Origin of the sequence: Microcoleus sp. Pol10D4 (genome assembly GCF_036701555.1) — a bacterium.
Lineage (GTDB): Bacteria > Cyanobacteriota > Cyanobacteriia > Cyanobacteriales > Microcoleaceae > Microcoleus.
On sequence record NZ_JAUBRA010000001.1, the window covers coordinates 72,580 to 85,291 of the forward strand.

Genomic DNA, 12,712 nt, shown 5'->3' on the forward strand with positions numbered 1-12,712 from the left:
GTTTGTATAGTGGCAGTTTCAACCGCAGATTATTCCCTTTATTGTTTTATCGGCGGATCTCAAAAGTACGCGCGACAGAGCTATCTTGAAGGGAATCGCCCTCCGGGTCTTCGTATTCCAAAACCAACTCACTAACCGTAGCACCGGTGGGGCCGCGGCGACACCAACTAATCATTCCTTCAACAGCTTTTTTGCCGCCTTCAAAGACAGCCTCGACTCGCCCATCGGGGAGATTTCTTACCCAGCCGCCCAGGCCGAAATACTTTGCTTGATTCCTTGTTGAATATCGGTATCCTACTCCTTGAACTAATCCCGAAACAAAAACGCGGACTCTGACGGGCGGGGGTGATTGATTTTGCATAATAAACGGCTCAACTTACTGCTAACATCTGTTTGAAAATTTTAAGGATCAGTTTGATTATGTTAAATTTTAGCGCGATGGCGCTGCCGGGATTCCTGATACGCCGCGTCACCCTAGCTTTTTCAACTATTCCCGATTTCACTGATTGGCTGGTTACAGCTATGCTCGCGCTGGTTTACACTTTGATCGCTCTTTCCGTCGGTTTTTGGTCGGGATTTCTAAAAGTAGACGTGCAAACCTCTCGGCGTACAATTGTGGGAGTGCTCATTGGCTGTTTGTTAAGTCCGGGCATCACCGAGGAATTATTGTTCCGCGTGTTAATGCTGCCACACCCGCTTGAGAATGCTTCTGGGTTAATGCTGTGGTTTTGGGGATGCGCGAGTCTGGCGGCTTTTGTAGTTTACCACCCGCTGAACGCGCTGACTTTTTACCCGGTTGGTCGATCGACCTTTATGAATCCAGTGTTTTTGCTGCTGGCGGCAATTTTGGGAGTTGCGTGCTCCCTCGCATACCTGCAAAGCGGTTCTATCTGGCCTGCGGTGGTGCTTCACTGGCTCGCAGTGACAGCCTGGCTGTTGCTACTGGGCGGTTACAGGAGGCTATATGGTTAAATGTAAAAAGTCCAGCATCACTATTTTGTCGGGAGGATCTCAGTTGTGGGTATCATAGGAGCGATCGTAGGTTTTTTGGCAGGGGTAGCAGTTGCTTACTGGTTAGTAGAAAAGCGCTTAAAGAAGCAAAAGCAAGAATACTTGCAGCAAACTCGCAGAATTAGTGAGGAAATAGAATTATCTCAGATGTCTCGGGTGCAACAAGCTGTCGAATCTCAGAAAGGAGAACGGGAAAATCAGCTTAGAAAAGCTACTATCGAACATGACAATTTACTCAGACAAGTTACTACCCAATACGAAAACCAGCTCAAACAAGTTGCAGCTCAATATGAAAACCAGCTCCAACAAGTTCAGGCAGAACGTGACAGTCAGCTCCAACAAGTTTTGGCAGAACGCGACAGTCAGCCCCAACCATTTGCCAGCATAGACGAGCATGAGCTGCGGCGACAAATTAGCGAGGAATTAGAAGCCGCTAACAATGCTAGGATGCAGCAAAATATCCAATCTTTGCAAGCAGAACACGAACATCATTTACTTAGAGTTGCTGACGAATTGCATATAAATTATCAAGCTCAGATGGAGCAACATTTGCAAAACTTGCAAAATGAACACGAAATTCGCTTGAGGCAAACTGCCGAGGAATATGAGAACCGCGAGGTTGAGCTGCAGTTAAATATGGAGGCTTTGCAAGAGCAATACGAGAGTCAGTTGCAAGCGGCTCACGAGCAGTTGAGAGAGCACGAAGCTCAGATGCAAGCCACTATCAGGTCTTTGCAAGAGCAGTACCAGAGTAATGTACAACCACAAGAAGTCCCGGAGCAGCAGTTCAGTCAGTTAAATTCAACAGAATTTGCCGAAGGTTTATCACAAGAAGAAGTTTGGCAGGAACTGTCAAGTCAGTTAAATCAAACAGAAGTTGAAGAAGAGTTAAATTACACAGATTTTTCGGAACCCCAACCAATTGATTTACATCAACCAGAAGTCGAACAACAGCTTCTAATTACCAGACAAGCACCAAGCTATTCCCTACCGCAGTTGATGGGATGTGTTCAAAGTCAGGACAAAGAAACCCGCAAGTTTGCTGCGTCTGCTTTAGGTAACATGGCTGCTGCTAATGCTCTGAGATCCGAAGGTCAGCGAGCAATAGAAACCTTGGGAAAATTAGCTCAAGATATTCACCCGGAGGTGCGCGAAGCTGCTGTGGAAGCACTAGCAATGATTAAGTCTGAAAAAGTGATTCCGCTGTTGCAAAAAGCTTTGCGAGATACAGATAGCGGTGTGGCTAAATCGGCAAGTGCTGCGCTCAATAAGTTTAAGTTTTATCCGCGCACTCCGGCGGCTAAGCCGAAAACAGTTGATGTGAAGAAACCAAAGCGTTAAGCATTTACGAGCATAAATATAGCAATTCTCAATTGCCTACAACGCAGGACACAACATTGTTGTGTCCTTACCGAGGTGCTGTATTTCACTCAATTTCGATTACTACTACAAATTTTGGAGGTTGGGCTGAGGAAAGAAATCAAACTCAATTATTCGATCGACAATTTACCCTATCCTTAGCAGAAATCACCGACACCCCGCCAGCCGAGGCTGATAGGTTTGATGATGTCCGGCCAACGGCTTTGGCGGCAATTGAGTCGCCCAAAATCTGTTTCACACTGTGGGTTAACTGATATCGTTTCCCGTTGCATCGGAATAATAAAATCGAGTCAACAGTTAACTCTCAACCATTCAGTTTTTCGACCCGCCCGTCAACAGTCAACAGTCAACAGTCAACAGTCAACAATCACGGACGGTGCAACCGGAATTGATATGATCTGTTGCACTATTCTTAAAATCGCTGCTTTGTACCGAGTATAAATTTGAGGTCGCCGGAGTCGCTAACAGCCATATCTAAGCGAATTAATCCAAAGGACGATCGCACCCTCACACCCACCCCAACACCCGCCCCAGTCCCCGGTTTGTCCCTGACTACCGCCGGTTTCCCCAACACGCTATCTCCCGTTCCCAAATCCGACGCAAAATCAACAAATATCACGCCCCCAACATCCTGACCCACAGGAAACCGATATTCGCCGGAAGCTAAAAAATAACTCCGGCCACTGCCAATATCCCCGCTATCGTAACCCCGCACAGAATTGCGGCCGCCGAGGCGAAAAGCTTCCGTTGGTGGCAAATCCCCAATTACCGTGCCCGCTTGCAAGTTAAAAGCCAGCATTTCGGGCAAGGCTTCGGACTCGCTGATGCCCAACAAAGTTACTGGTACATACTGTATATAATTCGCTAACAGCCTGTTACTCACAATATTACCTCGACCCAAAGGTATCGACTGCTCGGTGCTGAGGCTGAGAATCGAGCCGCTGGTAGGGTTGAAGGGATTGTCCCGCCGATCGAGCATCGCACCAAAAGAAACAGTGTATAACTCGTCAACGCCACTGCCGCTGAATGTGAGAGGATTGCCGAGTTCGTCACGGCGGGCGATATTTAAGTTGCGATCGCGCGTACTGATGTTTGTATAATTCAGTCCCAAAGTCGATTGCCAATCGCCCAAAGGTCTGGTAAACCTGAGATTTCCCCCCATCCGAATTTCCCGAACTCGGTTCCCGTTGGGCAAATCAATATCTTTGTTGAAAATTTCCGATATTCTGCGATCGCCAAAAGCTCTCACACTGTATCCCAAACGGTCTTCGGCGGCAACGTAAGGGCTGACAAACTGGACATCGTACTGGATACCTCGGAGGCTGGGCTGAAGTTCCACCGCCAGCCGCTGTGGGGTTGTTCCGAAAGTTCGATCGGTATAGGAAAGAGGAACCGCAACGCCAACATCATCACTGAGAGTGGCACTCACGCTAAAAGAGCGAGCCGATCGCTCTTGAACGTTGTAGATTACATTAACATCCGTGCCAACTTCTTCGATCGAAACCGTAACCTTGTCAAACAATCCCAATTGCTGCAACTGCTGCAAATCCGATCGTACAACTTCCCGGCTGTAGTTATCCCCCGCCTTGAGTTTGAGCTCACCTCGAATAAAATCTTCCGAAATTCTGCCCTCAACCGGATTCCCCTTTCTATCAACAGCTTCGCCTCTGGAATTGACAAAGCGAATTTTCACCTCTGCAACATAAACGCCCTCAGCATTGCCCGCTTGACTGATTTGTAGAGTACCGCCTAGCTGTCGGGCGTTGCTGTTTACTGCTTCGGGGATTTCGGCTTGTGTCGCGATCGTCGCCGGAGTTTTTAACAGAAATGTAAAATCTTTATTGTGGCTGGACTTGAGTGATATCAATTCCGGTTGCACCGTCAGGTGATTGTTGACTGTTGACTGTTGACTGTTGACTGTTGAAGGAGGGGTGGAAAAACTCAATGGTTGAGTGTTAACTGTTGACTCGATTTTATTATTTTGATGCAACCGGAAACGATATGAGGGCGATTCCCTAGGGGATAGCTGCGCCGCGCGTACTTCTGGAGAAGCTGGGAGCTCATCGGATGCCGGCAAATCCCGCACAGTTGGGTTCACCTGAGAGTTTGCACCATTCTCAATCAGCTTTTTATGAACAGGCAAGATGCCTGTTCCACAAAACAATTCATCTCTTGTGGAACGGGCATCTTGCCCGTTCTGGAGAATAGTGCCAGATGTGAGACTCACCTCATCCTCCTCCCTCTGTGCCTCTGCAGTTCGTCGCTTGTCATCTAGTCTAGATCCCCCTAAATCCCCCTTAACAAGGGGGACTTTGAGCATATTTCTTGTCCCCCCCTTATTAAGGGGGGTTAGGGGGGATCGAGACTTCGATACAAACAACAGAGACGGTCGGTTTGACGTTAAGTTGTCACCCATGACCTCCTCCTCCCTGTCCGCCCTTGTCGGACAGGCGTCTCGCCTATCAATTTCTGCGGTTCCCTCTCTAAACTCCGCCTCAGTCGGTGCGACACTCGGATCGATCGCCCGCGCTGCCAATTCGCCACCACCCAGCGCCGCCAAAGTCAAAAATGCAATAATCGGAATTCGCATAGACATTAAATTTAAAGCACACCCAACGCATATTACCCAAAACCGGGCCCCCTGAATAATTAGCCGAAAAGAAACCCGGTATTTTTGAGGCTACCGGGTTTCTGGGATGCTGAAATGTGGGAAAGTTCCATCGACCGCGGGCGATCGTTAAATTTGTTTAAATAGCTTGTCGAGAAACACGTTTCTCAAAATGAGCCTGAGTCTGCTGCAACAGTTGTTCGCGACTATCCTTAGCGGTGGTAATGGTAGGGAGCAAGTTGCGAGCTTGTAAAGTCATGTGAAGCTGTAGGTGTGCTACGTACTCACTGACATCTTCGCGAAGAGAGCAAGCCGGGTACTGTTTTAAAGTAGAGTTCAAAGTGTTCTCCTGCTTTGGGTTTGTAGTATTTTCTAATAATCATAGACAATATCATGGTCTATTTCTAACTGTGTACTCCGTAATGAAGTTTAACCTTTGGACTGCTTTTTTGTTACAATCCTTTACAAAGGTCTCTTACTTATCAGGAGTCGATCGCCCATACAGTCTCAAGCACTTGCAGGACAAAATCACACATTAAGTACATTTGTCAATAGCAGCAGCCAAACAGCAGCCTACCTGGACATCTGGTGCGGCAGACCCTTATTGATGCTGCATGGTTTCTTAGGATAAAAGACTTGCTGGCTGCCGTTAATTGAGTTATTACAATCTCAATTTCGGTGCATCAGTTTAGATATGTTAGGTTTTGGAGAATCCAGCAAACCAGAAATCCGCTACGACGTAGCTGTAGAAGTTGCTTTTGTGCGGCAAGCTGTAGAACAACTAAATATCGAACCCTGCTGCATCATCGGACATTCTTTTGGCGGTTGGGTAGCATCTGCATATTCCCTAAAATATCCTAATTCTGTCAGCAGTTTAGTATTAGCAGCCCCAGCCGGAATTCGGGACGATAGTTTTTGCAATCAATATGATGCTTTGCGGCCGCTGTTGTGAGAAACCCCAGCCGTTGATTGGGCTTTGCAGTTGGCAAAACCTTTTGCTAGTTTAGCTGGAAAAAGTGAGAAATTGCAGCAAATTTCTGGGTGGCGCAGGAAGTTGATGTCTCAACCAGTAGCAAGGTCATTTTTAATGAGTCGGATGCGGCCGGAAGATGCAGTTGATACAGTAGAAAAAGAAATTCACAAATTGCAAATTCCTACCTGAGTTATCGCAGCAGATAGTGACGAAACAATTCCTCTATGGCACTGTGAAACCTACGCTAATCAGATACCGGGGGCAGAGTTAGCAATTATTCCCAATGCTGCTCATGGTTTGCCGCAAACTCAAGCTCAAATTATGGCGAAATTGACTTGTCAATTTTTGAATAATTAAGAAAAACTGTGCAAGAAGCCGAATCCTAAAAATTGTGATAAGCCAGCAATTGCAAATAATTGTGTTTTAGTATACTACTTTATTAGGAAATACAGAATATATTGATTAGTGTATTGTACAATTATTTTTATGGCTCTTAAATCTTGTGTCAGCAGGAGCTACAGACATTTAGTTGAGTCGGGGGTATTACCAATGGCAGCACTGAGCAACTACTTTAATCTGGAACAAATTACGACAGCCAGAAAAATTAGTGCTGCGGTAATTAACATCAGCGGCCGCCAGCGAATGCTTTCCCAACGAACGGCTTTTTTTTGCATGAGGTTAGTTTGCTCTCAGAATGGGGTAGAAAGAGCCAAACTGCGGGGGAATTTGTTAGAGGCGATCGAGCTTATGGAAAAATCGCACCGCGACTTAATTAATATTGGCAGCAGCATCAACTTAGTGAGTCCCCCTTCAGCCACCCTCAAGGCAATGTATTTTGAGCCACCACTGTATTTAGACAAACAAGTGCGCGCATATATCGATCGAATAAAAGCATTGGTGCAAGTTCCTGATGCCGAACTCATGCTGGAAAACCCCCACCTGCTGTACATTGTCGAAGCAGCGGGCTGCGACTTGCTAGAAGCTTTCGATGCCGTGGTGAGTCAATACCAGCAAGAAAGCGAAATCGAACAATTTGAAATCGACCTTAAACAGGTTGAACTTTATCAAGAAAGTTGTGCTGCTACCTCGAAAGCGGAAGCTCAAGCCGCCCAGCTCGATCGCGCACTTTGCGAACTAAAACAAACTCAAGCTCAACTCCTCCACAGCGAAAAAATGTCTTCGCTGGGGGCGCTAATGGCTAGTATCGTCCACGAAATTAATAACCCAGTTAGTTTTATTTACGGCAACTTGAGCCATGCCGCAATTTATACTCAAGATTTGTTGCACCTGTTGTGTCTCTATCAAGAATGCTATCCCAATCCCTGTCCCGACATCACAGCTAAAATCGAAGAGATAGATCTTGATTTTCTAGTTGAAGACTTGCCTAAAGTTATCTCTTCCATGCAAATGGGTTCCAATCGCATTCGCGAAATTGTCAAATCTATGGGTAACTTTTCGCGAACGGATAACAGTAACATGACCATGTGCGATTTGCACGACAGCATTGACAGCACCGTGTTAATTTTGCGAAACCGTCTCAATTCTCAAATCGACCGTCGCGACATTCAAGTAGTTAAAAATTATGGAAAATTGCCTCCTGTAGAGTGTTATTCAGGACAACTAAATCAAGTATTTATGAATCTAATTACCAACGCGATCGATGCTTTGGATGAGGTATCACAAAATCAGCCCTATGCTGCGCTAAAAATTTTGATCACCACAGAATTAGCTGGGCCAGATCACGTGAGAGTGCGGATTGCTGACACGGGAACCGGAATGACACCACAGATAAAAGAGCGAATGTTCGAGCAGTTTTTCACCACCAAGGAAATCGGTAAAGGTACTGGTTTAGGATTGTCTATTGTCTACAAAATCTTAGTAGAAAATCACCGAGGATCGCTTCGGTGCGAGTCGGAACCCTGCAAGGGAACCGAGTTTATCATTGAACTGCCGATCCAGCAAACTTAAGCAATTTACTAATCATCCAAATTTATCTATGTTAACTGTGGCACGGGCGTCCCGCCTGTGTTAACTGTGTGTGGCACGGGCGTCCCGCCTGTGTTAACTGTAATTAAAATTTACACATATCCTACGCTAATTCGAGCTTCAAAGTTGGCAACAGCTTTTCTAAATTTCTGAGAGATTTCTGTTGCCAGGGAACATCATTTGAACCCAATACCAAAAGTTGAATCGTTTTCTTTTTCCGAACGGCAATGACAAACTTCGACAGCATACTGATACCAGAACTGTTAACAAATTCCAAATTTTTTAGGTTCAAGGTAATAGTAGGCGGTTCGGGATTGGCCACCTCATCTAACAATTCGACTATTGGCGCATACTCTGCTGGGCCGCTCAGGCTGAGTTCGCCTTGGAAAGTGACAGTGACTGATTCTGGATCGTACTGAATGCTGTAATCTTCACCTTTAATTTCTTGAATGCCCATTGTGATTTTGTTTCCTGACTAATATATGGCGATCGCACAAGAGAGTAAATATTGAAATGCTAGAAACTAGACCCTAATTTGAACCACAGTCGTAACAATGATGATATCACTATCTGGCCTGGGCTCGAATTTCCAACCTATCTTAGCTGAATAGTCATTAATCATCGTCAGCAATCCCAATCCCGATGTATCACTTTCCGATTCCGCATTCTTTTCAAGCTGCTGCAAATAAAGTTCATTGGGATCGGAAGCCAGAATTTCTTCAATAAAATCCTTCAATTTATTTGCCCTTTCTGGCTTGACACTATTACTGGCAAAAATTACCGCCGTTACCTCTGTTTCACCAATAAAATGTATACCAAATCTGACCTTGTAATTGGTATCATCGTTGTTAAATTTTATCGCATTTTCTAACAGTTCGTTGGCTACGTAGCTCACAGCTCCCTTGCTTTCTTTTATCCGTTTCTCGCTGCTAGCATCTTCCTCATCCACCGGTAGAAAGCTAGACAAATAATCGGCTACAAAATGAGCTGAAAGCCTGTTGTTGCGCCAGCGCTGTTTGATAGGGCGAGAACTGGGGGTAAATGTCAGTTCTAGGGAGTCGTGTTCAGGAGGAAATTCTTCAATGAATTCTCCAAAGATTTGTGTCATTGTTTTTAAGCTTCCAGATGTCATGATTTTTCTCCCTCCTATTGATGTATTAATGTCACTTTTGGGTGAATTTCCACACGCCATTCCAGTTAGCCGGAATACTATTTTTTAACAGCGATTGGATGCGTTTTAGGTAAAGTTGACTGGGCTTGTCATCTGGATTTAGCGCTACTATGTGTTCAAAACAAACTATGGCATTAGCAAAATTTCCCTGACAATATTCTTGGAGTCCCTCCTCAAATATAGGCAAAGTTTGAATTTTGAGCGATCGCACTGGTTCTACTTCAACATCTAACACCTCACAAACTGTAATGGCTTCTTGTCTACCTTTGACAATAGCCCGATCCAAAAAACGGATATGATACTTTTCGGGTTGACTCAAACGTTGTACCACATCTCCAGAAATTAATAAAGATACGCCATAATACTTAGTCAAACCTTCCAGACGAGCGGTGAGATTGACATGATCTGAGATCGCATCGGCTTGCATCCGATTCGCATCTCCAATAATCCCAACCATCGTATCACCCACATGGATACCAATGCCAATCTTTAGCGGTATATCCCCATTTATTTTACGGCTTTGATTGTATTTTTGCAACTGCTCCAATTTCACAATTCCTGCCTGAATAGCATCATCCACGCCATCAGGAAAAACTGCCATGACTCCATCTCCAATATACTTGACAATAAAACCGTTGTGCTTACGAATTTCGGGACTAACTTGCTGTAAATAGTTATTGATAAAGTCAAAGTTTTCTTGAGGAGTCATTTGCTCCGCCATCGTGGTGAACGAACGCATATCGGAAAACATAATTGCCATCTCTTTGCTCACGTGATCTCCAAGCTGGAAATCAACCATGCTCTGCTTGCCGAGAAATTGGAGAAATTCATCGGGAACGAAACGTCCGTAAGCCTGCAAAAGTTTCTCTAATTCTTGTTCCCGCGCTTTCACCGTTTGCACCATATGCGAAAATACCTGTGCCAGTTCTCCCAGTGCATCACTGCGCGCTGCCACATCTGACAATATCTGGGGTTGAAAGCTATTGTTTTTTACAGCAATAGCTGCATCTATAACCTTTTTTACCTGCTCGATGTAAGTCTGCATCTCTCGATTTTTATGACGGATCTGGTTTTCGAGATCCGTCGAGTGTTGCGTGATAATTTCTACCAAGGTTTCATAGCTATTTTTTTCATCCTCTACTTCCTCAAGTTTTTCGCTCAACTCCTGTAGCTGGGTATGGAGTTCTTCTGGAGATTTAGATGGTGATAAATTTATTTGTGGTTTCATAATTTAAACTTCCGAATCGGGAAGCGCAAAATTGTTTGACTCGCTCGCTGTAAAATATTAGAACTTACACACGCGGAACTCGAAATCCTGTTTCTGCTTCGAGGCTTGGCCACTAAATCCAAGCTCCCTCGTAGAAACCGGGTTGACGACCGTCACTCATAAATTATGCACAATATTGCCCTGTTGCTTCAATACTAGCAAAGTAATGTCATCAAATACCTTTTGTTCTCCCATAAAATTTCGCAAATCAGCAATGGTGGCTTCCTTGATTCGTTCGGCGCTCAAATGCCAGTTTTGAGAAACCACTTCACAGAGTCTTTCGATACCGTAAAATTTTTTGTGTATGTTTCTAGCTTCGGGGATGCCGTCAGTATAAAGCACCACCCCGTCCCCCGGCTCTAAGTCTACTAAAACATGGCTAATCCAATCGGAAATATCCTCATCTAAGCCGAGCGGAAATCCTAAATTCATGGTGTCTATCCGCTGGATTTGACCACCTTTCCTGACCACAAGAGTTTCCTCATGTTGACCGCTGATACTAATTGTGCGATCCGCATAGTTGAGCAAAGCTAGTGTCATATTTTTGTCGGAGTTCATGCGCTGGACATTTTTATAAATAGTGCGGTTGAGGGTATCTAAAAAACGCACCGGGTCGGATTCTTGCATTTCCTGAAGAGTGCGGACAGCAGCTTGAGTCATCACCATCAAAATGCCGCTTTCTAATCCGTGTCCGGTGACATCACCAATGCAAATCGTGACAACCCCGTTAGTACAAAGTACGTCGTAGTAATCACCGCCTACTTCCGAAGCTGGCTCCATAAATCCGGCAATATCTAAATCTTCGATGGCTGCAAGTTCAGCAGGTTTTGGCAGAATCAACTGCTGCATTTGTTTGAGCATATCGAGCTCGGAGCTCATGCGGAGGTTTTCCGCTTTCAGGCGCTGGTTGAGAGCAGCAATTTGTTTAGTGGCTGTGGCGAGTTCAGAGGTACGTTCTTTGACTTTATCTTCTAGCGTTTCAAAGGATTCTTGCTGTTGTCTCGCCATACTGTTAAAGGAATTTCTTAAGGTTTCAATTTCCCAAATCCGACTGGAAGCAACGTTCTGGTTAAGAGTACCTCCTGCTAGATATTCTGAAGCTTGAGCAATTTGGTTTAGGGGGCGAGTAATCCAGCTAGCGGTGAAAATACCCACTCCAACAGAGACAATGAGAGCGACAATACACAGCAAAATGGTCTGCCGAGTGTTAGCATAAATTTGCGCCATAAAATCCGCTTCAGGAACGACTACTACAATCAGCCAATTGAGACCGTACTTGTCAGTTAGCGGAGAAACTTGGATAAATTGCCGCTCACCGTTCAGCTTAAAGTCAAGTTGAACAGTTTGATCGATGTCTTCCAAACGCTTGAAGTTACCCTGCAGATAAATCACACTTTGACGCATCAGCAGGTTGCTGCTTTCCTGTGCTTTGATCCGCTTTGTATCGGGGCCTTTTCCCACCGAAAGAGGCTGTTCTTTAACCGAGGTGGCTATTAACTCACCCTGGGGTTCAATGATAAATATTTGACCGGAATTGCCCACCCGTAAGGTTTGCAGGAAGTGGCGAATTTGATCGAGTCCCATCTGGCAAGTCAGCACGCCAATTAGTTTCCCTTCGGCATCATAATAGGGTAGACTCGCATTAATTTGCAGCGTACCGTAGCCAAAATTAATATAAACTTCACTCCAAGCTGCCTGTTTCTTCTCAACAGCTACTCTGTAAAAAGGGCGCGTGCGAACGTCATAATTGGGCGTGTTTTTTTCGATTGTTGTCGGGTTTCCATTATCGTCAAGGTTGTAATATATCAAGTCGCCGCCCCCAGGAATCAGTTGCTGGGCAAGCTGAGGTTGTTCAAGTCCAACCAGCCGATTTACCCAACCCACACGCAGGTACTGACCTTTTTCGTTGGCAATTCCCGCGTGACCGATCGACTTAAATTGCAGAACTTGTTTCCAAAAATATGGTCTAGCTTGCTCCAAATCGTCAAAATTCAACACCCCCAAAGGTACAGCATCCTGATTGATCTGATTCACCAGTGGCGGAGCTTCCAAATAGGTTTGGACACGTTCGTAAACTCTCGCACTCACTTCCTGCCGCAACTGACTAACAATATCGTTGACTATCTGCTCTCCGTTTCTGTAAGAGAGATAGCCAACACAGCCAACAGCCGCCAAAATTTGGAGAACAAAGGGAACTACCAAGACATTGCGGAGACGGAATTTGCCCGCCCTGGAAACGATCGCACTTTTTTCTAAAACCATTGTTAAAAACACTCCCAGCGGGCAGTTTACAGCATACTCAGAAAAAGAGACAAT

General features: G+C 45.2%; 13 protein-coding genes. 6 read left to right on the forward strand and 7 right to left on the reverse strand.

Features of this window, described 5'->3' with window-relative positions; translation table 11 throughout:
• Positions 1 to 46: 46 nt before the first annotated feature.
• Positions 47 to 361: an acylphosphatase gene (locus QUA36_RS00280; RefSeq protein WP_333168585.1), complete on the reverse strand. Its 315-nt coding sequence runs from the start codon at positions 359 to 361 to the stop codon at positions 47 to 49.
• A 59-nt stretch (positions 362 to 420) separates the two neighbouring features.
• Here QUA36_RS00280 and QUA36_RS00285 point away from each other — a divergent pair, with 59 nt between their 5' ends.
• The 3 genes from QUA36_RS00285 to QUA36_RS00295 are packed head-to-tail and all read left to right on the forward strand — an operon-like array spanning position 421 to position 2,645.
• Entirely contained in the window at positions 421 to 972 is a 552-nt protein-coding gene (locus tag QUA36_RS00285; protein WP_333454821.1) for a CPBP family glutamic-type intramembrane protease, read from the forward strand.
• A 45-nt stretch (positions 973 to 1,017) separates the two neighbouring features.
• On the forward strand, positions 1,018 to 2,352 hold the full coding sequence (locus tag QUA36_RS00290) for a HEAT repeat domain-containing protein (protein ID WP_333368694.1): 1,335 nt from the start codon (positions 1,018 to 1,020) through the stop codon (positions 2,350 to 2,352).
• 32 nt (positions 2,353 to 2,384) lie between these two features.
• On the forward strand, positions 2,385 to 2,645 hold the full coding sequence (locus QUA36_RS00295) for a hypothetical protein (RefSeq protein ID WP_333454823.1): 261 nt from the start codon (positions 2,385 to 2,387) through the stop codon (positions 2,643 to 2,645).
• A gap of 158 nt (positions 2,646 to 2,803) precedes the next feature.
• Here the strand turns inward: QUA36_RS00295 and QUA36_RS00300 are convergent, their stop codons facing one another.
• Both QUA36_RS00300 and QUA36_RS00305 read right to left on the reverse strand, forming a co-directional pair.
• A complete protein-coding gene (locus tag QUA36_RS00300) occupies positions 2,804 to 4,987 on the reverse strand; it encodes a BamA/TamA family outer membrane protein (RefSeq protein WP_333454825.1) in 2,184 nt (727 codons plus the stop codon).
• Between the two features lie 151 nt (positions 4,988 to 5,138).
• Positions 5,139 to 5,339: a hypothetical protein gene (locus tag QUA36_RS00305; RefSeq protein WP_006634481.1), complete on the reverse strand. Its 201-nt coding sequence runs from the start codon at positions 5,337 to 5,339 to the stop codon at positions 5,139 to 5,141.
• Positions 5,340 to 5,642: 303 nt separating this feature from the next.
• On the opposite strand from QUA36_RS00305, the gene QUA36_RS00310 reads away from it, so the two are divergent.
• From QUA36_RS00310 to QUA36_RS00320, 3 genes are all read left to right on the forward strand, one after another.
• The gene (locus QUA36_RS00310; protein WP_333452486.1) at positions 5,643 to 5,951 is read left to right on the forward strand and encodes an alpha/beta fold hydrolase; all 309 of its coding nucleotides are present in this window, start codon (positions 5,643 to 5,645) and stop codon (positions 5,949 to 5,951) included.
• 30 nt (positions 5,952 to 5,981) lie between these two features.
• Positions 5,982 to 6,161 (forward strand): hypothetical protein, encoded by a 180-nt coding sequence (locus QUA36_RS00315; RefSeq protein WP_333454826.1) that lies wholly within the window; start codon positions 5,982 to 5,984, stop codon positions 6,159 to 6,161.
• Between the two features lie 297 nt (positions 6,162 to 6,458).
• Positions 6,459 to 7,940 (forward strand): ATP-binding protein, encoded by a 1,482-nt coding sequence (locus QUA36_RS00320; RefSeq protein WP_333452475.1) that lies wholly within the window; start codon positions 6,459 to 6,461, stop codon positions 7,938 to 7,940.
• A 121-nt stretch (positions 7,941 to 8,061) separates the two neighbouring features.
• On the opposite strand, the gene QUA36_RS00325 is transcribed toward QUA36_RS00320, so the two are convergent.
• The 4 genes from QUA36_RS00325 to QUA36_RS00340 all read right to left on the reverse strand — a co-directional run bounded on the left by QUA36_RS00325 (position 8,062) and on the right by QUA36_RS00340 (position 12,658).
• Positions 8,062 to 8,415 (reverse strand): slr1659 superfamily regulator, encoded by a 354-nt coding sequence (locus tag QUA36_RS00325; protein ID WP_333166793.1) that lies wholly within the window; start codon positions 8,413 to 8,415, stop codon positions 8,062 to 8,064.
• Positions 8,416 to 8,481: 66 nt separating this feature from the next.
• A complete protein-coding gene (locus QUA36_RS00330) occupies positions 8,482 to 9,090 on the reverse strand; it encodes a DUF6272 family protein (RefSeq protein WP_333454828.1) in 609 nt (202 codons plus the stop codon).
• A gap of 31 nt (positions 9,091 to 9,121) precedes the next feature.
• On the reverse strand, positions 9,122 to 10,357 hold the full coding sequence (locus tag QUA36_RS00335) for an adenylate/guanylate cyclase domain-containing protein (RefSeq protein WP_333454830.1): 1,236 nt from the start codon (positions 10,355 to 10,357) through the stop codon (positions 9,122 to 9,124).
• Between the two features lie 156 nt (positions 10,358 to 10,513).
• Positions 10,514 to 12,658 carry a SpoIIE family protein phosphatase gene (locus QUA36_RS00340; RefSeq protein ID WP_333454832.1) on the reverse strand — a complete coding sequence of 715 codons (2,145 nt, stop codon included), beginning with the start codon at positions 12,656 to 12,658 and terminating at the stop codon, positions 10,514 to 10,516.
• Between the last annotated feature and the right edge of the window lie 54 nt (positions 12,659 to 12,712).

What these genes read in the sequence shown, in the direction of transcription:
- QUA36_RS00335 (WP_333454830.1), bottom strand. Translation starts at nt 10,357, where the DNA reads ATGAAACCACAAATAAATTTATCACCATCTAAATCTCCAGAAGAACTC.
- QUA36_RS00330 (WP_333454828.1), bottom strand. Translation starts at nt 9,090, where the DNA reads ATGACATCTGGAAGCTTAAAAACAATGACACAAATCTTTGGAGAATTC.
- QUA36_RS00325 (WP_333166793.1), bottom strand. Translation starts at nt 8,415, where the DNA reads ATGGGCATTCAAGAAATTAAAGGTGAAGATTACAGCATTCAGTACGAT.
- QUA36_RS00320 (WP_333452475.1), top strand. Translation starts at nt 6,459, where the DNA reads ATGGCTCTTAAATCTTGTGTCAGCAGGAGCTACAGACATTTAGTTGAG.
- QUA36_RS00300 (WP_333454825.1), bottom strand. Translation starts at nt 4,987, where the DNA reads ATGTCTATGCGAATTCCGATTATTGCATTTTTGACTTTGGCGGCGCTG.
- QUA36_RS00285 (WP_333454821.1), top strand. Translation starts at nt 421, where the DNA reads ATGTTAAATTTTAGCGCGATGGCGCTGCCGGGATTCCTGATACGCCGC.
- QUA36_RS00280 (WP_333168585.1), bottom strand. Translation starts at nt 361, where the DNA reads ATGCAAAATCAATCACCCCCGCCCGTCAGAGTCCGCGTTTTTGTTTCG.
- QUA36_RS00340 (WP_333454832.1), bottom strand. Translation starts at nt 12,658, where the DNA reads ATGGTTTTAGAAAAAAGTGCGATCGTTTCCAGGGCGGGCAAATTCCGT.